The organism is Deinococcus sp. AB2017081, assembly GCF_034440735.1.
Classification (GTDB): Bacteria; Deinococcota; Deinococci; order Deinococcales; family Deinococcaceae; genus Deinococcus; species Deinococcus rufus.
Genome location: NZ_CP140098.1, coordinates 3,069,275 through 3,095,070 on the forward strand (window position 1 = coordinate 3,069,275; position 25,796 = coordinate 3,095,070).

Consider the following 25,796-nt stretch of genomic DNA (forward strand, 5'->3'; position numbering starts at 1 on the left):
GGCGGGCGTTACGCGACCTTCAGAGACCCCTTATGCAGCCGGCGCCGGTATCATGGCCCGATGACTCAAGACGGCGGCACCAAGGGCAAGGGCGACAAGAAGGCGCAGCAGTACGGCGTCACTCCCCAGAGCACGGATTTCAACGACTGGTACAACGAGGTCGTGAAGAAGGCCGATCTGGCCGACAACTCCCCGGTGGCCGGCGCGATGGTGGTGCGGCCGTACGGCAGCGCCCTGTGGGAGAACATCGTGCGGTGGCTCGACGACCGCTTCAAGGCGTCCGGGCACGAGTCGCTGGTCTTCCCCACCCTGATCCCCATGGGCTTCATCATGAAGGAAGCCGACCACGTCGAGGGTTTTGCGCCGGAACTGTTCACCGTGAACAAGATCGGCACCGAGGTGCTGGCCGAGCCGTACGTGATGCGCCCCACGTCCGAGACGATCATCGGGCACATGTGGGCCGGGTGGCTGAACAGTTACCGCGACCTGCCGTTCCTGCACTACCAGTGGGGCAGCGTGTTCCGCGCCGAGCTGCGCACCAAGGCGTTCCTGCGCACCAGCGAGTTCTACTGGCACGAGGGCCACACCGCCCACGCCGACGAGCCCGAGGCCCGGGCCGAGGTGAGGATGATCCTCGACCTGTACCACGAGTTCTGCCGGGACGTCCTGGCGCTGCCCGTCGTGCGCGGCGAGAAGACCGCCAGCGAGCGGTTTGCCGGCGCGGTCGCCACGTACTCCATCGAGGGCATGATGCGCGACGGCAAGGCCCTCCAGAGCGGCACGAGCCACTACCTGGGGCAGAACTTCAGCCGGGCCTTCGAGGTCAAGTACCAGACCCGCGAGCAGAAGGAGGAGTTCGCCCACACGACGTCCTGGGCGATCTCCAGCCGCATCATCGGGGCGATCATCATGACGCACGGTGACGACGCCGGCCTGATCATGCCGCCCCGCATCGCGCCCATCCAGGTTGTGGTCATTCCGGTCGGCCGCAAGGACAACTTCGACGAGATGGTCGCCGAGGGCGAGAAACTGGCCGCCGAGCTGCGGGCCCAGGGCCTGCGCGTGAAGGTCGATAAGCGCGACGGCGTGACCAACGGCTTCAAGTACAACGACTGGGAACTCAAGGGCGTGCCCGTGCGCATTGAACTCGGGCCGCGCGATCTGGAGAGCGGCGTGGTCGTCGTGAAGAACCGGAACGCCGACGAGAAGGAGACCCTGCCCCGCGCCGAGGCGGTGAGTGGCATGGCGGCCCGCCTGGACGGTATCCACACGTGGCTGCTGGGGCGCGCCACGGACTTCATGCTGTCCCACACCCTGGAGGTCGACGACTACGACGCCTTCAAGCAGGCCATCGAGGACGGCAACTGGGCCCGCGCATACCACTGCGGCGACGCCGGGTGCGAGAAGGCCATCAAGGACGACACCAAGGCCACCACCCGCAATGTGCCCCTGGACGACGCCGAATTCTTCGCCGAGGCCGGCGAGGGCACCTGCGTGAAGTGCGGGAAGCCCAGCGCGTACGGCAAGCGCGTCATCTTCGGCCGGCAGTACTGAGGAGCGTCCCCGCGACCGGCGTGGGTGGACGGCGCAGACGCGACCCGATCCACCCGCCGGGCGACAAGGTGATGGAACCAGGGGCGGAGGCGACGGCTTCCGCCCCTGGTTCCATCCTCACCACACGGCCGGAAAACCACCTCTCCCCAGCACTCATGCATCGGGATTAGCGTCCGGACATGACGACTGCACTGTCTCCCGAGGCCGACACCGCCCTGCGTGCCCATGTCCGTGCCCTGCTGACCCAGGCCCAGGCACACGAGATGCTGGACGACGTGCTGGAGGACTTCCCCACGGCACGCGCCGGCGAACGCATCCACGATCTCCCCTATTCGGCCTCCGAGATCCTGTGGCACCTGCGCTTCACGCAGCGGGACATCCTGAACTTCGTGCAGGACGAGACCTACGAGGAGACGACGTGGCCGGACGGCTACTGGCCGCACGACCCGGAGGGGTCGGCCCGCGAGTGGGGCGCGCAGGTCACCGCCTTCCACGCCGACCTGGATGCGCTGCTGAAGCTTCTGGACGACCCGGCGACCGACCTGCTGGCCGTGGTGCCGAACGGGAAGGAGGGCGGACAGACGTGGCTGCGTGAATTCCTGCTGGTTGCTGATCACACTGCCTACCACGTGGGACAGCTCCGGCTGCTGCGTCGGCTGCTGTCGAAGGATTGACCAACACCCGCGCGCCGATCCGTGATTGGAAAGGCGCACGGAGTCGAGGTTCGTCAGTCTTCGGAGAGGGAAATGTAGTCGCCGAACAGGGGGCTGAACCTGTAGTCCGAGCCGGACTTCTCGCAGTTGGTGGTGCGGGCATCGATCGGATAGATGTCGTCCTGATCCCAGTCGACATCGTCGGAGGTATCGGAGTCGTACTCGACGGTGACGGCGTGGAACGATCGGGTGTCGTTCCAGTAGATGCCCTTCCAGTCGCCGGGTTCCAGGGCCACATCCTGCCACTCGCTGTCGGCGTTGCCCCGGTACGAGAAGTTCACGGTACTGTCGGTGTCGTTCCAGATGCATACGAGATCGTAGGTGGCGCCGTTGGTGCGGGCGGCCAGGGCCGACGGCGGCGCACTGGCCGTGATGGTCGCGAGGAGCAGGGCAGTGGACAGGGCGCGCTTGAACATGGTGTGGCCTCCGGGGAAGCGGTGGGATTCAGGGAGAGCTTGGCCGCTTCTGGAAGCACTCTGACGGGGGGGCTGTGACCGCCCGGTGACCTCGGCATGACCGTGAACCGGGCTGCACAAGTTTACAAATGTAGTCAACTAATCTGCTATCGTCGTGTCATGTTACGTGCCCTCCTGCCCCTGCTGACCCTCTCCCTGATTGCCAGTGCCAGCGCACAGCAGGCCAAGGAACTGCGCCTGGGCGTGTTCCCGAACGTCACCCATGCCGCCGGACTCGTGGGGGTGCAACGTGGCCTGATCCAGAAGAACCTCCCGGCCGGCGTGAAGCTGGTCGTCAAGGAATTCGCCAACGGCTCGCAGATCAACGAGGCCTTCGCCGCCGGAGCCATCGACGCCGCATACGTCGGCCCTGGCCCGGCCATGAACGCCTTCATGCGGGGCGTGCCCATCCAGGTGATCGCGGGCGCGGCGAACGCTGGTGCGGTGCTGGTCGCCCGGGGTGACGCGGGCGTGCGGACAGTCAAGGCCCTGGCGAACAAGAAGGTAGCGGTGCCCACGCGCGGCAGCACGCAGGACATCAGCCTGCGTCACCTGCTGCATGAGAACGGCCTGAAGGCCAGCGACGAGGGCGGGAATGTCACCATCGTGCCCATCGACCCGGCGAACATGCCCGCCGCCTTTGCCGCGAAGCAGGTCGACGCCGCGCTGGTGCAGGAGCCGTGGGGTGCCGTGATGGAGACCCAGGGTGCGAAGCTGGTCGCCAACGAGAAGGCCATCTGGGCCGGCGGCAACTACACCACCACGGTGCTGACCGTGAACACGAAATACGCCGCCGCGAATGCCGACACCGTGAAGGGGCTGCTGCGGGGACACCTGGCCTCGATCTCGTTCATCCAGGGCAGCAACGCAGGCGCACAGAAGGCCGTGGCCGAGCAGATCTACACCTTCACCGGCAAGCGCCCGAACACCAACGAGCTGTTCAAGGCGCTGGCCCGCACGAAGGTCACGTGGGACATCAACCTGACCACCCTGGGCGAGTACGCCCAGCTGAACAAGGAAGCCGGCTTCGCGCGGGACGTGCCGGATCTCAACCGCTTCGTCGATCTGAGCGTGATCCGCAGCCTGGCGAAGTAAGAGCTACAGCAGAGCCGAACTCAAGACACCGGCCCTCCGACGAAGCCTCGGAGGGTCGGTGCTCTGTGGCTCCAGATCAGTCGGCGGGCAGAGCCACCACGTCGGTCTCGTTCACTTCGTCCGGCAGGTTGCGGCGCACCTCACGCAGGGCGGAGTGGATCACGCCCAGCGCGAGGCTCATCGTGAGCATGCTGGAAAAGCCGTAGCTGACCAGCGGCAGCGGCACGCCAGTGACGGGAAAGACGCCGGCGGCGACGAGCAGGTTCACGACGGCCTGACCGACGATCATGAACATTGCGCCGGTCGCCAGGATGCTCGCGCCGTGGATCTCGGGAGTCATGGGGCGGATCCGGGCGGCGAGCTGCGAGGTCTCCAGGGCCGTCTGCATGATCAGCCAGTACGCGAACAGGATCATGGCGACGCCCAGCAGCCCGGCGGTGAAGCCGACCGACGCGATGACCATGTCGGTGTGCGCCGCGAAGTACGAGAAACGCAGGCCGTCCGGCCCCTGCCCCCACAGCCCCCCGAAGTTCAGGTCGCGGTGCGCGAGCCCGATCTGGTCGAGGCCCGCTGCCGTGCCCGGATCCCGGTTGACGTGCCCGAAGAACCGCTCGGCAATGTACGGGTGTTTTTCCAGATACACGCCCGCCACCGGAATCGCCATCAGCCCCAGGGCGAGCATGAAACCGGCGATGTTGCTGATCCGCACGCCCGCGCCGTACATCAGGATGATGCCCAGGCCGAAGGTCAGGACGCTGGTGCCCACGTCGGGTTCCAGGAACACCAGGCCGGTCGTGACGACGATCATCAGGGTGGCGCTGATCAGCTTGTTCTGCACGCCACGCCGCGAGAAGAACGAGGCCAGCATGAGCACCAGCCCCAGCTTGGCGATCTCAGACGGCTGGAAGCGCAGGGCACCCAGATCCAGCCAGCGCTTGGTGCCGGGGCTGGTCACGGTGCCCACACCGACGAACAGCACGAGCAGCAGCAGCAGCAGGGTTCCCGCCCAGAAGATCGGGCCGAGTTTCAGGAAGGTGCGCGGCCGCACCCGCGACAGCAGGAAGGTGAGCCCCAGGGCCAGCAGCGCCTTGCTGCCATGATCGACGATCAGATCCGGGCGGGCGGCGGCGACCCCCAGCAGTCCCAGCCCCAGCAGCAGGCACTGGGCGATCAGCAGTTGCAGGCTCATGCGGGGGCCTCCGTGGGCACCAGCGCCTGCGCGGCGCGGCGGAAGGCGTCACCCCTGGCCTTGTAGTCGCGGAACTGGTCGAAACTGGTGCCGATGGGCGCGAGCAGCACCGTGCCGTGGCCCGGCAGCGCGTCCAGGCCAGCCCGGGCGGCGCGGCGCATGGTGTCGTCGCCGTCGGTGCCGCCCACCGGGTCGAAGGGCAGCCCGAGCTGGGCCGCCAGCGCCGGGCCGTCCTCCCCGAAGGCGATCACGCGGATCACGCGGCCCTGGGCGGCGCGGCGCAGGGGTTCCAGTTCCGCTCCCTTGTCGCGCCCGCCGACCAGCCACACGACCGGCGGCGTGGCCCGTTCCAGCGCAGCCTGCACGGCAATGGTGCGCGTGGCGATGGAATCCTCAATGAACTGCACGCCGCCGACACGGGCGACCGTCTCGAAGCGGCCGGCGACCGGTCGGGCCGAGCGCAGGCCGGCCGCCAGGACGCCGGCATCCACAGCGCGGCCCACATGCTGGAGCAGTGCCCCGGCAGCGAGCAGCGCAGCAGCCGCATTGGCCGGATGGATACCGTCCGGCAGTTCCGGGACAGGCATGACCTCCGTGCCGTCCGCGAGGCGCAGGTGGGCCTCGTCGAAGGGCTGCACAACCGCCCGGGTGGCCAGGTTCAACCCCGCCGGCACGACGAGCACGTCCCCCGCCTCCTGCCCCGCCGTGATGGCGAGCTTGGCCGCGTGGTAGGCCTCGACGGTGCGGTGCCGGTCGAGGTGATCCACGCCCAGGTTCGTGATGACCGCCACCGGCAGACGCAGGCCGGGCACGCGCTCCAGCTGGAAACTCGACAGTTCCACGACCGCCACCTCGGCGTGATCGACGACATCGAGCAGCGGCGGGTCGATGTTGCCGCCCTCCAGGGCGTTCAGGCCACAGACGCGCAGCAGGTGGGCGATCAGCACGGTGGTGCTGCCCTTGCCCGCCGTGCCGGTCACGCCGACCATCGGGAGCTGCGGACGCATCCGGGCAGCCAGGACGACCTCTCCAATGACCTCTGCCCCGCCCCGGCGCAGGGTCTCCAGATCCGGGTGGTCGATGGGCACGCCGGGCGCGGCGACCACGGTGGCATAGCGGCGCGAGACGTCGCCGCGTGGCAGGTGCAGGTCGCGGATCAGGGCGTCGTCGTCCGGGCCAGGTCGGGCGTCGAGCCAGTCTGGGCGCAGGCCGTGGGCGGCGAGAAACCGTGCGACCCCCCGGCCGCTGCGGCCCAGGCCGTAGATGAGCACCGGTTCGGCTGGATTCACGCCCACACCATAAGCGAAAGTGGGCGCGAATGGTGAGCGGAGCACGCTGGGCACGGCGTCCGTGGGCTCAGCCGTCGCCACCGCCCGAGCCGCCGGAGTCTCCCCCACCGGAATCGCCGCTGCCACTCCCAGAATCATGGCTGTCGTGGTGGTGACTCCTGTCGTGGGCGCGGTCTCCGTCCAGCGCACCCATCATCAGAGCGTCGCCGCCAGACCCGGAATCCACCGTCCGCCGCGTGCTCCGGCGACCAGCCTGGGACAACAGCACGAGGAGGCCACCTGCCACGAGCAGCGCCCCGAAGATGACGATCAGTGCAGTGGTCATGCCAGCGGTACGCGCCGTGACCCGTGCCGGTTGCGTCAGGTCGCAGGGATGGGTTCTGATGCCACGGCGGCAGGCCACACCGGGCGGGCCACATCCAGCCCGGCGTCATCGTGGGCCCACGCGGTGAAGGCGTCCAGGGCGCGGCGGTACATGATCGGGCGTTTCTCGCGCTTGCCCAGCTTGCGCACCTTGCCGGTTCTGGGATTGACCTCGGCGGGTAGTTCCGGCACCAGCGCCCAGTTCACGTTCATGGGCTGGAAGCCCTTCGGGTTCGCCGTGGCAAGGTAGCGCACCAGCCCGCCCAGCATGCTCTCGGCCGGGGGCACCAGCGCCGGCTGGCCCAGCGCGAGGCGGGCGGCGTTCGTGCCCGCCAGCCAGCCGGTCGCGGCCGATTCCAGATACCCCTCGGTGCCCGCCAGGACGCCCGCCACAAGTTTCGTCGGATCGGCGCGGAGCTGCAGCGTGGCGTCCAGCACCTCGGGTGCGTTCAGGTAGGTGTTGCGGTGCATGACGCCGTAGCGGACGATCTCGGCGTTCTGGAGGCCAGGAATGAGCTGCACGACCGCCTTCTGGTCGCCCCACTTCAGGCCGGTCTGGAAGCCGACCAGCGACCACAGCTGCCCGGCCCGGTCTTCCTGCCGGAGCTGCGCGACCGCGTAGGGCCAGCGGCCGGTGCGGGGATCGTCCAGCCCCTTGGGCGACATGGGGCCAAAGCGGGGGGTGTCCACGCCGCGCCGGGCGATCTCCTCGATGGGCATACAGCCCTCGAAGAATTCCAGGTGCTCCCAGTCGTGCGGGGTGTGGGCGCGGGCCTGTTCCAGCGCCGCGAAGAACGCCAGGTACTCGTCCTTGGTGAACGGGCAGTTCACGTAGTCGGCGCTCTGCTCGTAGCGCCCCGCCCGCCACGCCACGTCAAAGTCGATGCTGTCGGCAGCGATCACAGGCGCAGCAGCGTCGTAGAAGCTCAGGCGCTCGCTGCCGGTGAGGCGGGCGACATCGGCGGCCAGCGCGTCCGAGGTCAGCGGCCCGGACGCGATCACGGCGATGCCCTCCGGGACGGCCGTGACCTCCTCGCCCCGAACCTCGATCAGCGGGTGGTCGCGCACGGCCCGCGTGACCCGCTCGCTGAACTCGTCGCGCTCGACCGCCAGGGCGTTCCCAGCGGGCAGTTTCGACGCGTCGGCCGCGCCGACGATCAGCCCGCCCACGCTCCGCAGTTCGGCCTGGAGCAGGCCCTTGCTCTGCTGCTCGCCCTCGCCGCCCAGCGAGTTGCTGCACACCAGTTCGGCAAAGTTGCCGCTGCGGTGCGCGGGGGTCATCTTCACGGGGCGCATCTCGTACAGGCGCACCCTCACCCCGGCCCTCGCGGCGGCCAGCGCGGCCTCGGAACCGGCGAGCCCGGCCCCGATCACGGTGATGGTGGGAATACTGGAGTCAGGGGCGGCGCTCATCAGTCCGTCAGTGTAGGGGAAGCCGGGAGACGGAAGTGTGCGGTCAGGATGGTGGCGGGTAGGGGGTGGCGCAGAAGGCAGACCCCTCAGTCACCTTCGGTGCCAGCCCCCCTGGGGGAGCCAACAAGCAGATCATTGGCTCCCCCCCAGGGAACCTGGCAGCGTAGCGGACTGAGGGATTCACCCGCAGCATCAGCGAAACCACCCCCTTGCCCACCCTATGGCCGCTCCGGCGTGCCGCCCAGCGCCTGTTTCACCCGCGACAGGCCCTCGTAGGCCAGCACGCGCACGGCCCACAGCCGGTCGAGCGGCGTGGGCAGGGTGGTGTCGTAGCGCACCTCGCGGGCGGGAACCGAGATCACCGTCAGGCCGTGGCGCGCGAACAGTCCGGCGGCGCGGCGCGAGTGGCTGGGGGTGGTCACGAGCAGCACCCGTGTCCAGCCGCGTTGCCGGGCAAAGTCGCGCACACGGGCGGCCTCGTCGGTGGTGGTCGTGACGTTCGCCAGGGTCAGCACCTGCGGACCATTCTGCGGGTACAGGGCCGTGATCTGGGCACGTTCCAGGGCGCTCATCTTGGGGCAGTCGGCCGGGCCGATCAGCCCCGACTGTTCCGAGACGGTCATGACCGGCGCGTACCCAGCCCGCCACAGCTCCAGACCGCGATCCAGCCGGGTCATGCTCGATGCCTCCAGCGTGGCTGCGCCGCACTGCACGCCGCCCCCCAGCACCACGATCACGTCGGCCCGGGCGGGGGGCTGCGCCAGGGTCAGGGCTGCCAGGGGCACACGCAGGGCGGGAGTGAGCAGGCACGCCAGCAGCAGCGCCGCCAGCACGCCCGACCCCCACCGCAGCGCCCGCCACGCTCCAGGAAAGAACCCGGCCACCGCGCACGCCACCACGATGGCCAGCAGCACCGGCACGCTGGCCCGCACCTCGCCCAGGAAGGCGGCCAGCACGGCCAGGGCGGCGCCCACGGCCGCGCCGCCCTGGACGCCGGAACGGCGCCGCACGGGGGCGGGTGAGTTCAGAAACGTCTGCGACATCCTCATGCCGCGCCCAGTGTACGGGGCATGGCGGCCCCTATACTCCGGCGCGTGAACCGCCGACCCCTGTGGCCCCTGGCCGTGCTGCTGGTCATGGTGGCCGGACTGGCCGCCGCGTTGCTGCTCGCCCCGGCCCGGACTGCACCCACCGAATCGAGCCGCGAGGTCGTGTTCGTGCGCGGCATGATCCAGCACCACGCGCAGGCCGTGGACATGGCGACCCGCATCCGGGACCGCAGCCGCGACCGCACGCTGCGCTCGCTGGCCCTGGACATCGTGCTGTCGCAGCAGGAACAGATCGGGCAGATGCGCGGCTGGCTGACCCTGTGGGGCCGCCCATGGGGCGGACAGGGCATGGACGCCGCTCACGCCCGCGCCATGGGCATGGCCACCCCCGCCGAGGTGAACACGCTCGACACGCAGCCCGTGGCCGCCGCCGAGGTGACGTTCCTGCAACTCATGCGCCGCCACCACCAGGGGGCGCTGGCGATGGTCACGCCGGTGCTCGACCAGCCCAGCCGCCCCGAGGTGCAGGCGCTCGCCCGCCAGATCCAGGCCACCCAGGCGGCCGAGATCCGCCTGATGGACAGCCTGCTCGCCCAGCGCAGCGCGTCTCCCCTGCCCACGCCGGGCGGCACGGGGAGCATGGATGGCATGGACATGACCCACCCGGACGGTGACACGCACCACTGACGGGCAGGATCAGGCGTCAGCCCTCGTCGTCCAGATCGTCCAGGCGTGCGGCGCGACGGGCACGGCGGCGTTCTTCCTTGCCGGCCTTGCGCTTCGGGCGGGGCGGGAGGGTCAGTTCATACACGCGGCCCGGCTGACAGGGGGCGGGCACCTCGCCCAGGGTGTCGGCGGGGTCGGCGTCGCGCAGGTTGCCGGCGAGGTGCAGGTGGCGCTCGCCGCAGTACGGGCACTCGTCCACCACCCAGAACATGACGCGGGTACCGGGCATGTCGCGCAGGGAGACGAACGCGGTGCGCGGCAGGTTCCGGTCTTTCTTGCCCATAGGGCCCGAGGCTACTGCGCGGGGCGTCGGGCGTTTGTGGCCGGTGTTGTCGTGTCCTGGCCGGTCAGGCGCCCTCCAGGATCACGCCTCCTCGTCGCCGTCACGCAGGTAGGTCACCACTGAACGGCAGTGCGCGAGACCCGCGTGCGTGTACAGGGCCCGGGCGGGGGCCATGTGGTCGTGGGCACGGGCCCGCAGGGTGCGCAGTTCCGGGTGGGTCTGCGCGTCGGCGGCGGCCAGGGCCAGCAGCAGGTGACCGTAGCGCTGGCCGCGTTCGGCGGGATGGACCGCCAGATACGTCAGGTCGGCCCGGCCACTCTCGTGGTCGAATTCCAGCTCGGCAAAGCCGACCACATGCGTGCCGCGCGTCAGGGCGATCAGGCGCACGTTGTCCCGCGCAAAGTGGGCGTCGTACTCGCCCAGTGTCCAGTCCAGGCGGTTGGCCCAGGTGTCCTCGGAGGCGCGGTACAGGGCGAGGTACTCGGCCATGGGCAGCCGGTGCCGCACGTGATGCCCGGACGGCACCGACGCCCGCCGGGCCAGGGGGGCCAGCGGCGAGCTGTAGAAATCGGTGGTGTGCATGGGCGCGAACCCTGCCGTGTCCAGTGCGTCCCGCACGCCGTGGTTGTCGCGGGCACAGAAGGCGTAGACCGGCAGCCCCTGGGCCCCCTGCACCGCGCGGTCGACCAGTGCCCGCAGGTTCACGCCGGAACCGACCGGCCCCTCGAGGATCAGGCCATCCCGGAACGGTGACAGGGCACAGTACGCACACACGCCGTCCCCGGCGTCGTCCTCCATGACCAGGCAGCGGCTGTCCTCGCACTCCAGCAGGAGTTCGTTCGGATCGCGGGCCTCTGGCGCGAAGACCTCACGTTCCGGAGCATCGTCCATCCAGTGCAGCAGGGCGAGCAGGTCGGCGGCATCGGTGGACTGCATGGGGCGGATCATGGCTGGCAACCTCCGGGAAGGGATGTGGCGCGGCAACCGGGCTTCGGCCTTCAGGGTAGGTGAAGCCACCGGCCGTGTCTGCCGGGCGCTTCACCTCCCTCAGGGACGGCGCGTGCTATGCTGCACGTATGCCCTGAACAGGGTACGCCGCCTGCCTCCCACCGAACACGAAGCCGTGTTTGAGGGGATTTTTCTTTTTGGGCGGCAGGATCGCGCCCGGACAGGAAGGCAGGGGCCAAGTGACCGGAGGTGCCGCCGTGACGAAACAGTCCAGCCGACCTGGGAAAGCGAATCCGCCCACCCGCCCGCACCGGAGCGATCCGCCGACTGGCCCTGCGAATGCCGGGCAGACCGGCACTGATCTACTTGCCCTGCGTGCCCAGCTGGCCCGCGCCGAGAAGGCCGCCCGCCGCGCCCCCACGCCCGTACCCGCCCGCGCCGCCCGCCCCGCCCCGGTCACGCCGCAGCGCGAGGCCGAGCTGACCGGCATCCTGACCGACGACTTCTCGCTGCACCGCGCCCACGCCCGCCTGCGCGACGCCGTGTACGACGGCCGCTACACCGTCTGTCCCCACGCCATCGGCCACGCCCGCGCCGAGGGCTTTCTGGAGCACGACATCATGAACGTGCTGCTCTCCGGCCGCGTGCGGGCCGTGTACCCCGAGGATCACCGCTGGCTGGTCTGTGGCCGCTACGAGGCCTGCGGTGTCAGTGTGCCCCTGCACGTGGTCGTGCAGCACCACCGGGACGGGCATATCGACATCGTGACCGCCTTCGTGCCCAAGCACCCGCACCACGTCATCAGCCGCGCCCGGCTGGCGGTCATGCTGCGCTACGACGAGGGGCAGATCCAGGCCCGGACTGCAAGACCCACGCCCAGGGCCGGGCAGCGCGGGCGGGGCCGCTGGAAGAAGTGAGGGCTTGAGTCAGCCCCAACCCTCGGCATTGGACATCCGGCAGATGTGGCGGGAACTCGTGGTCACGCCTGATGAAACGCCACGTCCGGGTGTTAATGCGCTGATAGACGAGTTTCGGAAAGTGAATGACAATGGTGGGGCGCAATTCGCGGCGTTCAGATACGAACCGCATCCAGTGCTGGACTGGTTTCTCACGAGAGGCCAGTGGCTGCCTCAACACTTCGATCTGCCTGGGGGTTTCTGACTCTTCCCACTGTCCGGCACACCCTTCAGGCACTCGACATTCCAGCAGAACTGCCCATACCGCTGGCAGCCAATCCGCTGGACATCTTTGATCTGGAGGCTGATCTCACGCGAAAACTCGTGACGGGTGGTGCTTACACACGCTTTGCGGGCTCGCGGCACGACGCTCAGGCCATCGTCGCTGAATTCACCACATCGCTCGTATCAGACGCACAGGACGCCTGGTTCGCTGGATTCTGGCAGCCCTGGACACCGTGGTTCTGGGATGTCGCCTGGGACATGACGTGGCTGGGGCTCCAGCGGTCACAGAGGCGGCTATGGCTGCTGTGCGTGACGGACACCGATTAACAGAAGATCGCGTCTGGCCCTGCTAGCCTCTGACACGTGACGCGCACCGGCCTCTCGGACACCATCGCTGCCATTGCCACCGCGCCGGGGAGCGCGGGCGTGGGAATCGTGCGCGTGAGCGGCCCCCGGGCGCTGGAGGTCGCGGATGGCGTGCTCCGGGGCCGGCGGCGGCCGTCGCGCACGCCGGGGGGCCGGTTCCTGTTCGGCACGCTGGTCGCGCAGAGCGGTGAGGTGCTGGACGAGGGCCTGTGCCTGGTCTTCCGGGAGGGCCGCAGCTATACGGGCGAGGACGTGGCCGAACTCCAGACCCACGGCAGTCCGGCGGTACTGGCGCGGGTGCTGGCCCGGACGCTGGAACTGGGCGCACGGCTGGCAAGGCCCGGCGAGTTCACGCTGCGGGCGTATCTGGCCGGGCGGCTCGATCTGAGCCAGGCCGAGGCCGTGCTGGGCCTGATCGAGGCCCACACCGACACGGCGCGGCGGCAGGCGACCCTGGGGCTGTCCGGGGCGCTGGGAGCGCGGGTGGCGCGGATCGGCGCCCACCTGACCCGCACCCTGGCGGCCATCCAGGCCATGCTCGACTACCCCGAGGAAGGCGTGCCCGAGGAAGACCGGGAAGGGCCGCTGGCCGCCGCGACGGCAGACCTGCGCACCCTGGTGAGCACGGCACGCGCCGGGCAGGTCGCCACGCGCGGAGCACGGCTGGCACTGCTGGGCCGCCCGAACGCCGGGAAGAGCAGCCTGCTCAATGCCCTGGTCGGCTATGAACGCTCGATCGTCACGCCGATTCCCGGCACGACCCGCGACTATCTGGAGGCCGGCGTGGAGCTCGCAGGCGTGCCGGTCACGCTGGTCGACACGGCGGGCATCCGCGAGACCGGCGACGAGATCGAGGCCGCCGGGGTACGGCAGGCGCTGAGTCTGGCGGGCGGCGCCGACCTCGTGCTGGCCCTGGAGGACGGTTCGCAGCCCCGCGAACCCCTGCCGCTCGACCTGCCGCCCGACGCCCGCGTGCTCCGCGTGCGGACGAAGGCCGATCTATCGCCCGCGTGGACAGACAACACCGTGCTCGACGTGAGCGCCGTGACCGGCGAGGGGCTGCCCACGCTGCGCGACGCGCTGCACACGGCGCTGCTGGGCGACACCTCCCGCACCGAGGCGTGGCTGACCACCGAGCGGCAGGCCGACGCGGCGCGGCGGGCCCTGGCGCACGTGGAGGCCGCCGCCACCCTCCCGGACGACCTCGCGGGCTATGAGCTGGAGGAAGCCCTGCGCTGCCTCTCGGAACTGACCGGCCGCGACGTGCACGAGGACGTGGTGGACGCGGTGTTCATGAACTTCTGCGTGGGGAAGTAGGGTGGGGTGAGGAAAGAGGGTTGAGTGATGAGTGGAGACGCGCTCCTGCCTCATCGCTCAACCCTCATCACCTATCCCTCTACTTGTTCTTCGACAGCCGCTCCAGCACCAGCCGGCTCACGGTCTTCAGGGTCTCGAACACGCCCACGCCCTTGTCAGACATGGCCTCGAACAGCAGGAGTTCCTTCCCCGGATCGATCACCGAGCGGATCATGTCGGCGGGAAGGGCGTTCGGCAGATCGCGCTTGTTGATCTGCAGCACGATCGGCACCTCCTTGACGTCGATGCCGTGTTCGGCCAGGTTCTCGCGCAGGTTGCGCATGCTCTCGGCATTGGCGCGCAGTCTGTCCGGGGCGCTGTCCGCGACGAACACGATGCCGTCCACACCGCGCAGGATCAGCTTGCGGCTGGCGTTGTAGAACACCTGCCCCGGCACGGTGTACAGGTGGAAGCGGGTCTTGAAGCCCTGCACGGTGCCCAGATCCAGCGGCAGGAAGTCGAAGAACAGCGTGCGCTCGTCCTCGGTCGCCAGCGACACCATGTCGCCGCGCAGGTGGCCGGGCACGCGTGAGAAGACGTGTTTGAGGTTGGTGGTCTTGCCGCTCATGCCCGGACCGTAGTACACGATCTTGCAGTTGATCTCCCGGGCAGCGAAGTTGATGGTGCTCATGACGCGGTCTCCTGTGGCTGATCCTGTGACGGGTGGGGGCGCGACATGACAGTCATCCCAGCAGGTCGTCGAGCAGGGCGTTCACGCCCTTGTTGAAGTCCTCGCCCAGCTGCACGGTCGGTGCGTCCTTGAGTTCGTCCAGGATCGCGGCCAGCTGCGCCACCGTCTTCTTGGCGTACACCTTGACCTTGCCCAGCGGCACGCTGGAATCGAAGATCAGGGTCAGCAGCGTCTGGTCGCCGACGGATTCCACGTACAGGGTGCCGTTCTCGCCCTGGTGGATCTGCTCGCTGAACGTGCGCTCGCCCAGCAGGTTCGCCAGCGCGGCGGTCGCGGCGGCGTTGCTGGCCACCAGGGTGGCGACCGAATCCAGGGCCGGCGGGCGCGGGGCCCACAGGGCCTCCTTGTGCGACAGCACGAAGCCCTTGCGGTCGACGAGCAGACCGTAGCGCACACCGGTGGTGTCGAGAAGATCCTGAAGCTGCTGATCCACGCGTTCATACGCGGCGCCGTACAGCTCAAGCGAGGGTTCAATCATATGGTGTGCAGCATAGGGTACGGATTCGCACAAGAGCCTGACGGATCCGGGGCCCGGATCACGCGTGCCGGTGTCCGGGCGCTCCGCCCGCCGGGACACGGCATCCAGCGTTCATGATCACGTCAGGGCCGCCCTGTACACTCGCCCGCGTGAAGCGCAGCTTAAGGACGTGGATGATGTCGGCCGGCCTGGCCGCGCTGGGGGTGGCCGGAGCCAGACCGGTCGCGATCGGCGGGTTCATGCAGCCGTCCAGCCTGGATTCCCGGTCTCTCAGCGGCGTGGAACTGCTGCCCGTGTGGGCGCTGCCCCGACTGGGGATCAGCGTCCGCAACGAGCTGAGCGACCTGCGCCTGGTGTTGAACGGCCGCGAGTTGCGCTTCACCCCGGTCACCGGGTGGCGGGCCCTGGGCGTCACGCTGGCCCGTCCGCTGCCCCTCCCCCAGGTGCTGGAGGGCAGCCTGCTGGTGCCGCTGGACGCGGTTCGGGCCCTGGGCGTCACGGTGCTGGCCGACACGCCGAACCTCCTGGACTTCGCCGCGCCGGCCCGCGTGCCGACGGCGACGCTGCCGCCGTCCTCGGCCGTGACGCCGCCCGCCGCCCCACAGGCCACGCCGCCCGTGGCTCCCCCGGTCACGCCGCCGCCCGCCACGACACCGCCGGCCACCACGACCATCGTGTCGCCGCCGGCCACCCCGTCGTCCGCAGTTGCACCGGCACCGCTGCCGGCCCCGGCGGGCACCGAACTCCAGCCGGTGCCCACCCCGGCCCAGCCCGCCGCGCCGCTCGTGCCGGGTGTGCCGGTCGCGCCGCCGCCCGTGTCCACCCGTGCCCTGGCGAACCTCGACACCGTGCGGGTCAGCCGCAGCATGTACCGCACGGTCGAGGTGCAGCGGGTGGTGCTGGAATTCAGCGATGTGGCGCCGTACAGCGTGGGCCGGGGCGGCAGCGGCCTGACCCTGACCCTGCCGGGCGTGACCGCACAGGCGCAGACGCAGGCGCTGCCCTCCGGCGACACCCTGGCGATCCGGGCGAATCCGTCCGGGAGCGCGGTGCAGCTGGACACGGCGGGTGGGCGCAGCAGCGTGTTCACGCTGGACGAGCCCTACCGCATCGTGGTGGACACCGTCACGTACACCGATGCCAGCGTGCCGCCACCCGTGAATCCGGCCGCGCTGCCAGAGGGTGTGACCTACACCCGCCGCGCCGGTCTGCACCTGCTGGAGTTCGACCCCACCCGGCTGACCCCCCGCGTGGTCAGTGCGCCGCAGGGCCGGGCGTCCGGCGTGGCCGATCTGGTGAGGGCCGTGGGCGGGGTGGCGGGCGTGAACGGCGGGTACTTCGACCCGGCCAGCAACCTGCCGGTGGATCTGGTCGCCCTGGGCGGCATGATGACCTCGGGCAGCCTGGAGAAACGCGGCACGGTGGGCTTCACCGCGCAGGGCCAGGCGATGTTCGGCTACCCGCGTCCGCGCTACGTGCTGGACGGTGTGTTCGGGAGCGTCACGGTGAATGCCGTGCGGGCCAGACCGGACGCGGCCCTCCTGACCGCCTTCGTGGGTGACGGGCGCACGGCGGTCGGTGGGCCGACCTTCACGACGCTTCAGGTGGCACCGGGAACCGGGAGCGTCACGCGGGCCGGGGTGGGAGCCGTGATCCCGGCGGCGGGGGTGCTGGCCTTCACCTTCGATCCGCTGCGCTTTCCACAGCTGCCCCGCGCCGCCGGCGAGCCACTGAACGTCACCCTGAACTGGCAGGCCAGCGACGCCCCGTGGAACACGGCCGTGGACGCGCTGGGCGCGGGGCCGCTGCTGGTGGCGGGGGGCCGGGTGGTGCTCGACCCGGTCCGGGAGGGCTTCAACACGGCGGCCAGCATCTGGCGGCCCACGCGGCAGGTGGGCTTCGGGATGCACGGCTCACGCCCGGTGATCGCCTTCCTGGAGCACGGCTCCCCGGAGGACTTCGCCTCGGCCCTGGCGGCGGCCGGCGTGCAGGTCGCCGTGCGCCTCGACAGCGGCAGCAGCGCCACGGCATACCTGGCGGGGGGCTACGGCGACCTGGGCGGCTACCTGAACACGGTGTGGAGCCGCCCGGTTCCCAACGCCATCGTGTTCGTGCCCCGGGATGCCGCAGCGGGATCGGGAACGGCGTCGCCTGCCGCAGCGGGACAGATCGGGCGCTGACGACCGGACGCCCTGACGGGGCCCGCCTGCCGTGCACTCGGCCGGTGCCGTCCCAGACCTCCATCGGACGATCCCCACGGTTCGCCGGGCCTCACGCGCTGCCTCTGCCCGGCGGACACGCCCTTCACGCGGCTCAGGCCCCAGCGCCTACACTGCCCTCAGGGTGCCGCGTGGCCGGCCTGCTGTGTGCCCGTGCCGTGGTGGACGTGCATCCTGGGGGTTTTCATGAAAGAGCGCTTTCTCGTCCTGCGCCGCGTCGTCACGCCGTCCACCCCCCCTGCCGGAGCCGAGGCTGCCGCCGCACGGACGCTGCCGGACGTGCAGGTTCATACCCTGGATCGCCGGGACGTGCAGGAGCTGCGGAGCGACCCCGGTGTGCGGGCCGTGGCCCCCAGCATGCCGGTGCGCCTGATCACCCCCGTGCAGCGCTCGGCCGCTCCCACCGCCACCGGCCCGACGTGGGGCGTGCAGGCCGTGCGGGCCGATACCAGCCCCCGCAGCGGCGCGGGCGTGGTGGTTGCCGTGCTCGACACCGGGATCGACGTGTCGCACCCGGCCTTCAGCGGCGTGACCCTGATCCGTCGCGACTTCACCGGCCCGGATGACGCCGAGGGCGGCGTGGACGACCAAGGTCACGGCACGCACTGCGCCGGCACCATCTTCGGGCGGGATGTCGAGGGCCAGCGGATCGGCGTGGCGCGTGGGGTGGAGCGGGCCCTGATCGGTAAGGTGCTGGGCAGCAATGGCGGCGGCACCAGCGAGGGGATCGCGCGGGCGATCACGTGGGCCACGCAGCAGGGAGCCCACGTGATCAGTATGTCGCTGGGCATGGACTTTCCCGGTCTGGTCGCGCAGCTGATCACCCAGGGGCTGCCCCCGGAGCTGGCCACGTCGCGGGCTCTGGTGGACTACCGCGCCAATCTGGATCTGTTCGGGGCGCTGGCCGACTACACCCGCGCGTTCGGCGGCGACGTGGTACCCACCCAGCTGATTGCAGCGGCCGGCAACGAGAGCCGACGACAGCAGGATCCGGACTGGGAAGTCAGCGTCGCACCGCCGGCCACGGCCGACGGCTTCACGTCGGTGGCAGCGGTGGGGCTGGGCAGTGCCGGGCGACCGGATCAGGGACTGGTCGTCGCGCCCTTCTCCAACACGGGCGCAACGGTCGCCGGGCCGGGGGTGGGCGTCGTGTCGGCCCGGATGGGCGGCGGCCTGGTCGCCTTCAGCGGCACCAGCATGGCGACTCCGCACGTGGCCGGCGTCACGGCCCTGTGGGTCGAGGCGCTGGCAGCGGCGGGCGACCTGACGCGCCTGACCCTGGAGACGGCTGTGCGCGGCCACGCGACCCGCGCTCCCCTGGTGCCGGACGTCGACAAGCTGGATGTGGGCCTGGGTCTCGTGCAGGCTCCACAGACCTGACGACATTCGCCCTGATCACCGCGCTGACCGGCGGTTCATCTGCCGGGGGCATCTCCCCCCACCGCTCCCCCATCTGGGCGGCCGGACGCGCAATAGCGCACGGCGACGCTCCTGCCCTTCCGCTGGAATGGCCAGCAGGATGCGACACCCATTCCCCGCCCTGCTTGTGCTGCTCCTGAGTGCGTGTGGCACCGCTCCCACCGAGTCCGTCGTCCGTGCCGGCCAGACCGCCGTGCCCGCAGCGCAGTTCACGCGGGAGGTGTTCGACCTGACGAACGCCGCCCGCGCCCAGGCCCGCGTGTGTGGAGCGACGCCGTATGCCGCCGCACCGCCGCTGGCCTACGACTCCCGGCTGGAGGCGTCCGCGCAGGCCCACGCTCAGGACATGGCGGCGAAGAACTACTTCTCGCACGACAGCCAGGACGGCCGCACCTTCTCGCAGCGCATCACCGCCGCCGGCTACCCGTGGGCGGTGGCAGCCGAGAACATCGCCGCCGGCCAGACCACACCCCAGGAGGTCGTCCAGGCGTGGCTCGACAGCCCGGGCCACTGCGCCGAGATCATGGCCGACGACCTGCAAGAGATCGGCATCGGGTATGTCCAGGCCAGCGGCGGCACGTACGGCACGTACTGGGTGCAGGACTTCGGCACGCGCAGGTAGCGGGCAGCCTAGCGGAACTGGCCGGCGTACTCCCCGTACCCCTGGGCCTCCAGCTGATCGGCCGGCACGAAGCGCAGCGACGCCGAGTTGATGCAGTAGCGCAGCCCGCCCTGGTCGCGCGGGCCGTCCGGGAAGACGTGCCCCAGGTGGGAATCGGCGAGTGGCGAGCGCACCTCGGTGCGGGCGTAGCCGATCTTGTAGTCGGTTTTCTCGGTCAGGCTCACCCGCTGGATCGGCCGGGTGAAGCTGGGCCAGCCGCAGCCGGCGTCGTACTTGTCGCGGCTGCTGAACAGCGGCTCGCCGGACACGACGTCCACATAGATGCCGTCGCCGGTGTGATCCCAGTACTCGCCGGTGAAGGCCCGCTCCGTGCCCTCGTGCTGGGTGACCTGATACTGGATGGGCGTCAGGGTCTGGCGCAGTTCGGTGTCCGTGGGCTTCACGAACGGGGCCTTCGGATCGGTGGTGGTCATGCTCCCGAGTGTAGGCGCGCGACAGCGCCGCAACCGTGGGCAACGCCGCTTGTCGCGTCGTCCAGACGACAGGAAACGGACGCCTGACCGTCTGGCCGGGCGCCCGTCTCACAGGCTGCCCTCAGTCCGCCGCTTCGCTCCTGGCGTATTGCAGGCGGTGCAGGCGGGCGTAGTAGCCGCCCAGGGCCAGCAACTGGGTGTGGGTGCCCTGTTCCACGATCCGGCCCCGGCGCATGACCACGATCCGGTCGCAGCGCTCGATGGTGCTCAGGCGGTGCGCGATGATGATGCTGGTCCGGCCCAGCATGACCTTCTCCAGTGCGTTCTGGATGCGGATCTCGGTCTCGGTGTCCACGTTGGCCGTGGCCTCGTCGAGCACCAGCAGGATGTCCGGGTTCTGGATCAGGGCGCGGGCGAACGCCAGCAGCTGTTTCTGGCCGGTGCTCAGGGTCGCGCCGCGCTCGCGCACCTCGGTCTGGTAGCCGGCCTCCAGCGACAGGATGTAGTCGTGCACGCCGACGTACTTGCACGCCTCGACCACCCGTTCGTGGCTGATCTCGGGGTTGTTCAGGGTCAGGTTGCCCTCGATGGTACCGGCGAACAGGAACACGTCCTGCAAGACCACGCCCACGTGGCGGCGCAGGTCGTGCTGGGCCAGCTCGCGCACGTCGTGGCCATCCACCCTCACGCTGCCGCGCTGCACGTCGTAGAAACGGCTGACCAGGGCGGTCACGCTGGTCTTGCCGGCGCCCGTCGCACCGACCAGCGCCACGCTCTCGCCGGGCTGGATGTGCAGGTCGAGGCCGCGCAGGATCCAGCGGTCGTCGGTGTCCGGGGTCTGGGGCGTCACGCTGCCGTCATAGGCGAACCACACACCGTCAAAGTCCACACGGCCCGAGAAGTGCTCCAGGCGCTGAGCATCCGGCTTGTCGGTGATCTGCTCGTCGGTGTCGAGCACGCCGAAGATGCGTTCGGCGCTGGCCATCGCCGCCTGCAGCGTGTTGAACACGTCGCTGAGATCCTGGATGGGCTGGAACAGCTGCTGGGTCCACTGCACGAAGGCGAACAGCGTCCCGACCGTCACGGCGGCCGCCAGTCCGGTGCCGACGGCGTCCGGGCCGAGGAGCTGACGCGCCGTGAAGAACAGCACCAGGGCAACCGCCACCTGACCCAGGATGGCGACGACCGGCATGAACAGCGAGAACCACTTCACGCTGGTCTCGTTGGCGCTGAGCAGGGCGCGGTTGCTGTGATCGAAGTCCAGGGCGCTGCGGCGCTGGCGGCCGAACAGCTGGACGGTCAGCATGCCGGTGATGTTCTCGTTGAGCTTGGTGTTCACGATCGCCTGCTGGATGCGGGTGTCACGGTACGCGAGCCGCATCTTGCCCCGGAAGTAGTTCGTCGCGAAGTACAGGATCGGCAGCACCGTGAAGGCGATCAGCGACAGGCGCCAGTCGATGGTCAGCATGACGACCATGTACACGATGATCAGGAACGAACTGGTGATCAGCGAGATCAGCCCGCCGGTGATGAATTGGTTGATCGCGTCCACGTCGCTGGTCACGCGGGTGATCAGGCGGCCGACCGGGTTCTGGTCGAAGTAGCTCAGCTGCAGCCGCTGGAGTTTGGTGAACACGTCGGCCCGGATGTCGCGCAGCACGTTCTGGCCCAGGTACCCGATCGCCAGCGTCGAGAAGTATGTGACGGCAAACGCCACCGCCTGGAGCGCGATGTAGCCCAGCGACGCGACGAGCAGCACCTGATACAGCGGCGCGGGATCCTGACTGGGATTGCTGGCAAAGGGCTGGAGGGCGTGGTCGATGGCGTAACGCTGGAGCAGCGTGGGCAGGGGCTGGATGGCCGCCGTGACCAGCGCAAGGAGCACGCCCAGCACGGCCAGCCCCCGGTAGGGCTTCAGATACCCCAGGATGCGTTTGGTCAGCTGCGCGTCGAAACTCTTGGAGAAGGCGTCTTCGGCCTGGGTCATGACTTCACTTCCTGTGCTCCCAGGGGGAGGCGGTCTTCCAGCTTGTCGGCGGCGTCTTCCGGATCGGCCACGGGCTCGTCGTCGGTGTCGAGGTCGCTCGCCAGACGCTGGAGGCGTTCGAGTTCGGCATAGTGGCCGCCCTGGGCAAGCAGCTCATCGTGGCTGCCCTGCTCGGTCACGCGGCCCTGATCGAGCACGACGATGTGATCCGCGTGGCGCAGCGTGCTGATGCGGTGGGCGATCAGGATCACGGTGCGGCCCTGGCTGACCTCGCGCAGGCCGTCCAGGATCCGGCGCTCGGTCTCGGTGTCCACGGCCGACAGGCTGTCGTCGAGGATCAGGATGCTGGGCTCACGCACGATGGCGCGGGCAATGGCGGTGCGCTGCCGCTGACCGCCCGACAGCGTCACGCCGCGCTCGCCCAGCATGGTCTCGTACCCCTCGGGAAAACCCTCGATGTCGCCGTCCAGTCCGGCCAGGCGGGCGGCGTTGCGAATCCGCGCCGGATCCGGGGTCTGTGGGATCTCTGGCGTGGGGGGCAGTCCGACCACGGTCACCCCGGTGGGCACGACCGGCAGGTCACGCGCCTCGATCCCGAAGCCGATATTGTTGGCGATCGTGTCGCTGAACAGGAACGGTTCCTGGGGCACCACGCTGATATGGTCGCGCAGCCGCTCCAGCGGAATGAAGCGCACGTCGTTCCCGTCGATCCGCACCACGCCACTGCTGGGATCCATGCTGCGGGTCAGGAGCTGCATCAGGATGGTCTTGCCGCTGCCGGTGGGGCCGGTCACGCCCACAAAGGTACCGGCGGGGATGTGCAGGTTCACGTCGTCGAGCACCGTGGCGCTGCCATATTTCACGGTCACATGTTCGAACGTCACCTCGCCCCGCAGGCTGCGGATGGTCGGATCGGTGCGGCCGGGCGTGTCGTGGATCTGGGCCCCGGCATCCAGCAGCTCGCGCAGCCGCAGCCACGACGCCAGCCCGCGCTGCGTGACCCCGGTGATCCAGCCGATCATCATCATGGGGAAGGTCAGGCGGCCCACCGTGATCAGGAACTGCACCAGCATGCCGATCGTGAAAGCCCCGCCCGCACCGCCGTACAGGATCAGGCGGCCGCCGACGAGCAGGATCAGCCCGAAGGCGATGCCGATCAGCAGAGTCGTGAACGACCTCAGCGGCCCGTCTACCTTGGTCAGGGCGATGTTGCGGCGCAGCAGCTCCAGATTCATCTCGCGGTAGTTCGCGATCTCCCGGTCTTCGATGGCGTAGCCCTTCACGACCCGCGCCCCGCTGAAGTTCTCCTGGGCCATGGCCGCAATCGTGCTGTTCTGCTCCTGCGCGGCCTTGTGGCGCACGTTGATCTGCTGGGCCAGGTACGACAGGATGCCCACGATCACCGGGATCAGCGCGATCACGATCAATGTGAGCTGCCAGCTCAGGCTGAACATCACCGCGAAGGCCGTGACGAAGCCCGACACGATGTTCACGATCTGCCATGCGCCGAAGCCCAGCATTTCCCGCACCGCGCCCAGGTCGCCGGTCAGGCGGTTCATCAGGTCTCCGGTGCGGGCGCGGTCGTAGTACGCCTTGTCCATGGTCTGGAGGTGGGCGAAGATGTCGCGCCTGACCTCGTACTCGCTCTGCCGGGACGCGACGACGATCATGCGGCGCATCAGCAGCGTGAAGCCGCCCGCGATCAGGGCGGCCACGATGATGCCCAGGGCGTACAGCCCGGCCACCGTCAGGGTCAGGCCGGGGGTGGCCGGGTCACCATCCACCTGTCCGGTCAGGCCGTCAATCGTCCAGCGGATGAAATAGGCCGGCAGGAGGTTCACCGCGTTGGCAATCGCAATGGCACTCAGGCCGATCACGTACTGCCGTTTGTGCAGCATCAGGTACGGCCACAGGGTACGTAGACTTTCCAAGAGAAACCTCGTTCAGGGCGACAATTCGGGCGTTTTGTGCGCCCGTGCGGCGGCCAGCATACGCTTCCTGGCCCACTGGGAAATGCGCGTAATGGCGCATCTGCGGGCCAACTTAAGGAACGATTGACACCCCTGGGGGCCGGTGCTACTATTCCCAGCCGGAAGTGATTGCGCCACGCAGGCACTTCCGCGCTCAGGGGCACCCAACGCTCCGCAAGGGACGGTGCCACCCTAGCTCAACTGGTAGAGCACCCGACTTGTAATCGGAAGGTTGGGAGTTCGATTCTCCTGGGTGGCTCCACAGCGCTCTATCGTGCCGACAGTGTGGGTAGGTGGCCGAGTGGTTAAAGGCGACAGACTGTAAATCTGTTCACGTACGTGTACGGCGGTTCGAATCCGCCCCTGCCCACCACACTTTCCGCTTCTCTCTGGCATCGTCTGCGGGAATAGCTCAGTTGGTAGAGCGTCAGCTTCCCAAGCTGAATGTCGCGAGTTCAAGTCTCGTTTCCCGCTTTTTCCCGCTTCTGTAGCTCAGTGGTAGAGCACTCCCTTGGTAAGGGAGAGGTCGTCGGTTCAATCCCGACCAGAAGCTCCACACCGGCGCGGCCTGCAGATCCTGCAGGCCGCGCCCCCTTGAGTCCTGTGGTCACACGTATTGGAGCCCCGGCCCTTTGCGTTTGCCACGCGGGCGAGTAAACTGGCAAGGCTTGTCCGGAATCCGGACAGATCCATCTCAGGAGGAACAGCACCATGGCGAAAGGAACGTTCGAGCGCACGAAGCCCCACGTGAACGTGGGCACGATTGGCCACGTGGATCACGGCAAGACCACGCTGACGGCCGCCATCACCTTCACGGCCGCCGCCGCCGACCCGACCATCGAAACCCTGGCGTACGACCAGATCGACAAGGCCCCGGAAGAAAAGGCCCGCGGCATCACCATCAACACCGCCCACGTCGAATACCAGACCCCGGGCCGCCACTACTCCCACGTCGACTGCCCCGGCCACGCCGACTACGTCAAGAACATGATCACCGGTGCCGCGCAGATGGACGGCGCCATCCTGGTCGTCAGCTCCGCCGACGGCCCGATGCCCCAGACCCGCGAGCACATCCTGCTGGCCCGTCAGGTCGGCGTGCCGTACATCGTCGTGTTCATGAACAAGGTCGACATGGTCGACGACGAAGAACTGCTCGAGCTCGTCGAGATGGAAGTCCGCGAACTGCTCAGCAAGTACGAGTTCCCCGGTGACGACCTGCCGGTGGTCAAGGGCAGCGCGCTGCAGGCCCTCGAAGCGCTGCAGAAGAACCCCAAGACCCAGCGCGGCACCGACAAGTGGGTCGACCACATCTGGGAACTGCTGGACGCGGTGGACGCGTACATCCCGACCCCTGAGCGCGACACCGACAAGCAGTTCCTGATGCCGGTCGAAGACGTGTTCACCATCACCGGGCGTGGCACCGTGGCGACCGGCCGCGTGGAGCGTGGCGTGGTCAAGGTGCAGGACGAAGTCGAGATCGTGGGGCTGCGCGACACGCGCAAGACCACGGTGACTGGGATTGAAATGCACCGCAAGCTGCTGGACAGCGGCATGGCGGGCGACAATGTCGGCGTGCTGCTGCGTGGCGTGGCGCGCGATGACGTCGAGCGCGGTCAGGTGCTGGCCAAGCCCGGCAGCATCAAGCCGCACACGAAGTTCGAGGCGAGCGTGTACGTGCTGAGCAAGGATGAAGGCGGGCGTCACAGCGCGTTCTTCGGCGGGTACCGGCCGCAGTTCTACTTCCGGACGACGGACGTGACGGGTGTGGTGGAACTGCCCGAGGGCGTGGAGATGGTGATGCCCGGGGACAACATCACGTTCGTGGTGGAACTGATCAAGCCGATCGCCATGGAAGAAGGCCTGCGCTTCGCCATCCGCGAGGGCGGCCGTACCGTCGGCGCCGGCGTCGTGGCCAAGGTCATCCAGTAATCCAGTCCTGAAGCCAGGAGAGGAGCGG

The 25,796-nt window shown here is 69.1% G+C and carries 24 protein-coding genes and 4 tRNA genes; 15 read left to right on the top strand and 13 right to left on the bottom strand.

The features are described 5' to 3' along the window. Nucleotides 1-60 precede the first annotated feature (60 nt). Complete coding sequence (proS, locus tag U2P90_RS14945) at nt 61-1,554, top strand: proline--tRNA ligase (RefSeq protein WP_322472764.1); 1,494 nt, start codon at nt 61-63, stop codon at nt 1,552-1,554. Nucleotides 1,555-1,733: 179 nt separating this feature from the next. Beyond that, on the top strand, nt 1,734-2,228 hold the full coding sequence (locus U2P90_RS14950) for a DinB family protein (protein WP_322472765.1): 495 nt from the start codon (nt 1,734-1,736) through the stop codon (nt 2,226-2,228). 53 nt (nt 2,229-2,281) lie between these two features. Here the strand turns inward: U2P90_RS14950 and U2P90_RS14955 are convergent, their stop codons facing one another. Beyond that, nucleotides 2,282-2,683: a hypothetical protein gene (locus tag U2P90_RS14955; protein ID WP_322472766.1), complete on the bottom strand. Its 402-nt coding sequence runs from the start codon at nt 2,681-2,683 to the stop codon at nt 2,282-2,284. Nucleotides 2,684-2,842: 159 nt separating this feature from the next. On the opposite strand from U2P90_RS14955, the gene U2P90_RS14960 reads away from it, so the two are divergent. Next, complete coding sequence (locus tag U2P90_RS14960; RefSeq protein ID WP_322472767.1) at nt 2,843-3,817, top strand: ABC transporter substrate-binding protein; 975 nt, start codon at nt 2,843-2,845, stop codon at nt 3,815-3,817. A 76-nt stretch (nt 3,818-3,893) separates the two neighbouring features. Here U2P90_RS14960 and U2P90_RS14965 read toward each other — a convergent pair whose 3' ends face one another. From U2P90_RS14965 to U2P90_RS14985, 5 genes are all read right to left on the bottom strand, one after another. Then, complete coding sequence (locus tag U2P90_RS14965) at nt 3,894-5,006, bottom strand: FtsW/RodA/SpoVE family cell cycle protein (RefSeq protein WP_295814702.1); 1,113 nt, start codon at nt 5,004-5,006, stop codon at nt 3,894-3,896. Continuing rightward, nucleotides 5,003-6,295 (bottom strand): UDP-N-acetylmuramoyl-L-alanine--D-glutamate ligase, encoded by a 1,293-nt coding sequence (murD, locus tag U2P90_RS14970; protein ID WP_322472768.1) that lies wholly within the window; start codon nt 6,293-6,295, stop codon nt 5,003-5,005. Before murD ends, U2P90_RS14965 begins: the two co-directional genes overlap by 4 nt. A 67-nt stretch (nt 6,296-6,362) precedes the next feature. After that, entirely contained in the window at nt 6,363-6,620 is a 258-nt protein-coding gene (locus tag U2P90_RS14975) for a hypothetical protein (protein WP_322472769.1), read from the bottom strand. Nucleotides 6,621-6,655: 35 nt separating this feature from the next. Next, the gene (gene trmFO / locus U2P90_RS14980; protein ID WP_322472770.1) at nt 6,656-8,071 is read right to left on the bottom strand and encodes a methylenetetrahydrofolate--tRNA-(uracil(54)-C(5))-methyltransferase (FADH(2)-oxidizing) TrmFO; all 1,416 of its coding nucleotides are present in this window, start codon (nt 8,069-8,071) and stop codon (nt 6,656-6,658) included. 218 nt (nt 8,072-8,289) lie between these two features. Next, the gene (locus U2P90_RS14985) at nt 8,290-9,114 is read right to left on the bottom strand and encodes a YdcF family protein (RefSeq protein WP_380101895.1); all 825 of its coding nucleotides are present in this window, start codon (nt 9,112-9,114) and stop codon (nt 8,290-8,292) included. Nucleotides 9,115-9,165: 51 nt separating this feature from the next. On the opposite strand from U2P90_RS14985, the gene U2P90_RS14990 reads away from it, so the two are divergent. Next, nucleotides 9,166-9,807, top strand: a complete 642-nt coding sequence (locus U2P90_RS14990) for a DUF305 domain-containing protein (protein WP_322472772.1) — start codon at nt 9,166-9,168, stop codon at nt 9,805-9,807. A 16-nt stretch (nt 9,808-9,823) separates the two neighbouring features. Here the strand turns inward: U2P90_RS14990 and U2P90_RS14995 are convergent, their stop codons facing one another. Together U2P90_RS14995 and U2P90_RS15000 are read right to left on the bottom strand one after the other, a co-directional pair. Beyond that, entirely contained in the window at nt 9,824-10,129 is a 306-nt protein-coding gene (locus tag U2P90_RS14995) for a hypothetical protein (RefSeq protein WP_295814715.1), read from the bottom strand. A gap of 81 nt (nt 10,130-10,210) precedes the next feature. Continuing rightward, a complete protein-coding gene (locus U2P90_RS15000; protein ID WP_322472773.1) occupies nt 10,211-11,065 on the bottom strand; it encodes a GNAT family N-acetyltransferase in 855 nt (284 codons plus the stop codon). Between the two features lie 383 nt (nt 11,066-11,448). Between U2P90_RS15000 and U2P90_RS15005 the strand changes: the two genes are divergently transcribed. The 3 genes from U2P90_RS15005 (at nt 11,449) to mnmE (ending at nt 13,941) form a co-directional block, all read left to right on the top strand. Then, complete coding sequence (locus U2P90_RS15005) at nt 11,449-11,994, top strand: DUF4258 domain-containing protein (RefSeq protein WP_322474711.1); 546 nt, start codon at nt 11,449-11,451, stop codon at nt 11,992-11,994. Nucleotides 11,995-12,198: 204 nt separating this feature from the next. Further along, entirely contained in the window at nt 12,199-12,585 is a 387-nt protein-coding gene (locus tag U2P90_RS15010) for a hypothetical protein (RefSeq protein ID WP_322472774.1), read from the top strand. Between the two features lie 36 nt (nt 12,586-12,621). Continuing rightward, complete coding sequence (mnmE, locus tag U2P90_RS15015) at nt 12,622-13,941, top strand: tRNA uridine-5-carboxymethylaminomethyl(34) synthesis GTPase MnmE (protein ID WP_322472775.1); 1,320 nt, start codon at nt 12,622-12,624, stop codon at nt 13,939-13,941. A 79-nt stretch (nt 13,942-14,020) separates the two neighbouring features. Here mnmE and U2P90_RS15020 read toward each other — a convergent pair whose 3' ends face one another. Then, nucleotides 14,021-14,611, bottom strand: coding sequence for a GTP-binding protein (locus tag U2P90_RS15020; protein ID WP_295814722.1), 591 nt, complete (start codon nt 14,609-14,611; stop codon nt 14,021-14,023). A gap of 52 nt (nt 14,612-14,663) precedes the next feature. Continuing rightward, nucleotides 14,664-15,149: a roadblock/LC7 domain-containing protein gene (locus tag U2P90_RS15025; RefSeq protein WP_295814725.1), complete on the bottom strand. Its 486-nt coding sequence runs from the start codon at nt 15,147-15,149 to the stop codon at nt 14,664-14,666. Nucleotides 15,150-15,298: 149 nt separating this feature from the next. Here U2P90_RS15025 and U2P90_RS15030 point away from each other — a divergent pair, with 149 nt between their 5' ends. The 3 genes from U2P90_RS15030 to U2P90_RS15040 all read left to right on the top strand — a co-directional run bounded on the left by U2P90_RS15030 (nt 15,299) and on the right by U2P90_RS15040 (nt 19,409). Continuing rightward, nucleotides 15,299-17,329: a phosphodiester glycosidase family protein gene (locus U2P90_RS15030; RefSeq protein WP_322472776.1), complete on the top strand. Its 2,031-nt coding sequence runs from the start codon at nt 15,299-15,301 to the stop codon at nt 17,327-17,329. 225 nt (nt 17,330-17,554) lie between these two features. Beyond that, nucleotides 17,555-18,748 carry a S8 family peptidase gene (locus tag U2P90_RS15035; RefSeq protein ID WP_322472777.1) on the top strand — a complete coding sequence of 398 codons (1,194 nt, stop codon included), beginning with the start codon at nt 17,555-17,557 and terminating at the stop codon, nt 18,746-18,748. Between the two features lie 139 nt (nt 18,749-18,887). Then, nucleotides 18,888-19,409: a CAP domain-containing protein gene (locus U2P90_RS15040; protein WP_295814729.1), complete on the top strand. Its 522-nt coding sequence runs from the start codon at nt 18,888-18,890 to the stop codon at nt 19,407-19,409. Between the two features lie 8 nt (nt 19,410-19,417). On the opposite strand, the gene msrB is transcribed toward U2P90_RS15040, so the two are convergent. The 3 genes from msrB to U2P90_RS15055 form a co-directional block, all read right to left on the bottom strand. After that, nucleotides 19,418-19,882, bottom strand: coding sequence for a peptide-methionine (R)-S-oxide reductase MsrB (gene msrB, locus U2P90_RS15045; RefSeq protein WP_322472778.1), 465 nt, complete (start codon nt 19,880-19,882; stop codon nt 19,418-19,420). A 121-nt stretch (nt 19,883-20,003) separates the two neighbouring features. Continuing rightward, nucleotides 20,004-21,869 carry an ABC transporter ATP-binding protein gene (locus tag U2P90_RS15050; RefSeq protein ID WP_322472779.1) on the bottom strand — a complete coding sequence of 622 codons (1,866 nt, stop codon included), beginning with the start codon at nt 21,867-21,869 and terminating at the stop codon, nt 20,004-20,006. Then, nucleotides 21,866-23,800, bottom strand: a complete 1,935-nt coding sequence (locus U2P90_RS15055) for an ABC transporter ATP-binding protein (protein ID WP_322472780.1) — start codon at nt 23,798-23,800, stop codon at nt 21,866-21,868. Before U2P90_RS15055 ends, U2P90_RS15050 begins: the two co-directional genes overlap by 4 nt. Nucleotides 23,801-24,025: 225 nt before the next feature. On the opposite strand from U2P90_RS15055, the gene U2P90_RS15060 reads away from it, so the two are divergent. The 5 genes from U2P90_RS15060 (at nt 24,026) to tuf (ending at nt 25,768) form a co-directional block, all read left to right on the top strand. Then, nucleotides 24,026-24,101, top strand: a tRNA-Thr gene (locus U2P90_RS15060). Between the two features lie 25 nt (nt 24,102-24,126). After that, nucleotides 24,127-24,212: transfer RNA gene (locus U2P90_RS15065), tRNA-Tyr, on the top strand. Nucleotides 24,213-24,240: 28 nt separating this feature from the next. Then, a tRNA-Gly gene (locus U2P90_RS15070) sits at nt 24,241-24,313 on the top strand. 7 nt (nt 24,314-24,320) lie between these two features. Continuing rightward, nucleotides 24,321-24,395: transfer RNA gene (locus U2P90_RS15075), tRNA-Thr, on the top strand. Nucleotides 24,396-24,550: 155 nt separating this feature from the next. After that, nucleotides 24,551-25,768, top strand: coding sequence for an elongation factor Tu (gene tuf, locus U2P90_RS15080; RefSeq protein ID WP_322472781.1), 1,218 nt, complete (start codon nt 24,551-24,553; stop codon nt 25,766-25,768). Nucleotides 25,769-25,796 lie beyond the last annotated feature (28 nt).

Excerpts from the sequence above, each read along its gene's own strand:
- proS (WP_322472764.1), top strand. The coding sequence starts at position 61 with ATGACTCAAGACGGCGGCACCAAGGGCAAGGGCGACAAGAAGGCGCAG.
- U2P90_RS14950 (WP_322472765.1), top strand. The coding sequence starts at position 1,734 with ATGACGACTGCACTGTCTCCCGAGGCCGACACCGCCCTGCGTGCCCAT.
- U2P90_RS14955 (WP_322472766.1), bottom strand. The coding sequence starts at position 2,683 with ATGTTCAAGCGCGCCCTGTCCACTGCCCTGCTCCTCGCGACCATCACG.
- U2P90_RS14960 (WP_322472767.1), top strand. The coding sequence starts at position 2,843 with ATGTTACGTGCCCTCCTGCCCCTGCTGACCCTCTCCCTGATTGCCAGT.
- U2P90_RS14965 (WP_295814702.1), bottom strand. The coding sequence starts at position 5,006 with ATGAGCCTGCAACTGCTGATCGCCCAGTGCCTGCTGCTGGGGCTGGGA.
- U2P90_RS14975 (WP_322472769.1), bottom strand. The coding sequence starts at position 6,620 with ATGACCACTGCACTGATCGTCATCTTCGGGGCGCTGCTCGTGGCAGGT.
- trmFO (WP_322472770.1), bottom strand. The coding sequence starts at position 8,071 with ATGAGCGCCGCCCCTGACTCCAGTATTCCCACCATCACCGTGATCGGG.
- U2P90_RS14985 (WP_380101895.1), bottom strand. The coding sequence starts at position 9,114 with ATGTCGCAGACGTTTCTGAACTCACCCGCCCCCGTGCGGCGCCGTTCC.
- U2P90_RS14995 (WP_295814715.1), bottom strand. The coding sequence starts at position 10,129 with ATGGGCAAGAAAGACCGGAACCTGCCGCGCACCGCGTTCGTCTCCCTG.
- U2P90_RS15000 (WP_322472773.1), bottom strand. The coding sequence starts at position 11,065 with ATGCAGTCCACCGATGCCGCCGACCTGCTCGCCCTGCTGCACTGGATG.
- U2P90_RS15020 (WP_295814722.1), bottom strand. The coding sequence starts at position 14,611 with ATGAGCACCATCAACTTCGCTGCCCGGGAGATCAACTGCAAGATCGTG.
- U2P90_RS15025 (WP_295814725.1), bottom strand. The coding sequence starts at position 15,149 with ATGATTGAACCCTCGCTTGAGCTGTACGGCGCCGCGTATGAACGCGTG.
- U2P90_RS15035 (WP_322472777.1), top strand. The coding sequence starts at position 17,555 with ATGAAAGAGCGCTTTCTCGTCCTGCGCCGCGTCGTCACGCCGTCCACC.
- U2P90_RS15040 (WP_295814729.1), top strand. The coding sequence starts at position 18,888 with ATGCGACACCCATTCCCCGCCCTGCTTGTGCTGCTCCTGAGTGCGTGT.
- msrB (WP_322472778.1), bottom strand. The coding sequence starts at position 19,882 with ATGACCACCACCGATCCGAAGGCCCCGTTCGTGAAGCCCACGGACACC.
- U2P90_RS15050 (WP_322472779.1), bottom strand. The coding sequence starts at position 21,869 with ATGACCCAGGCCGAAGACGCCTTCTCCAAGAGTTTCGACGCGCAGCTG.
- tuf (WP_322472781.1), top strand. The coding sequence starts at position 24,551 with ATGGCGAAAGGAACGTTCGAGCGCACGAAGCCCCACGTGAACGTGGGC.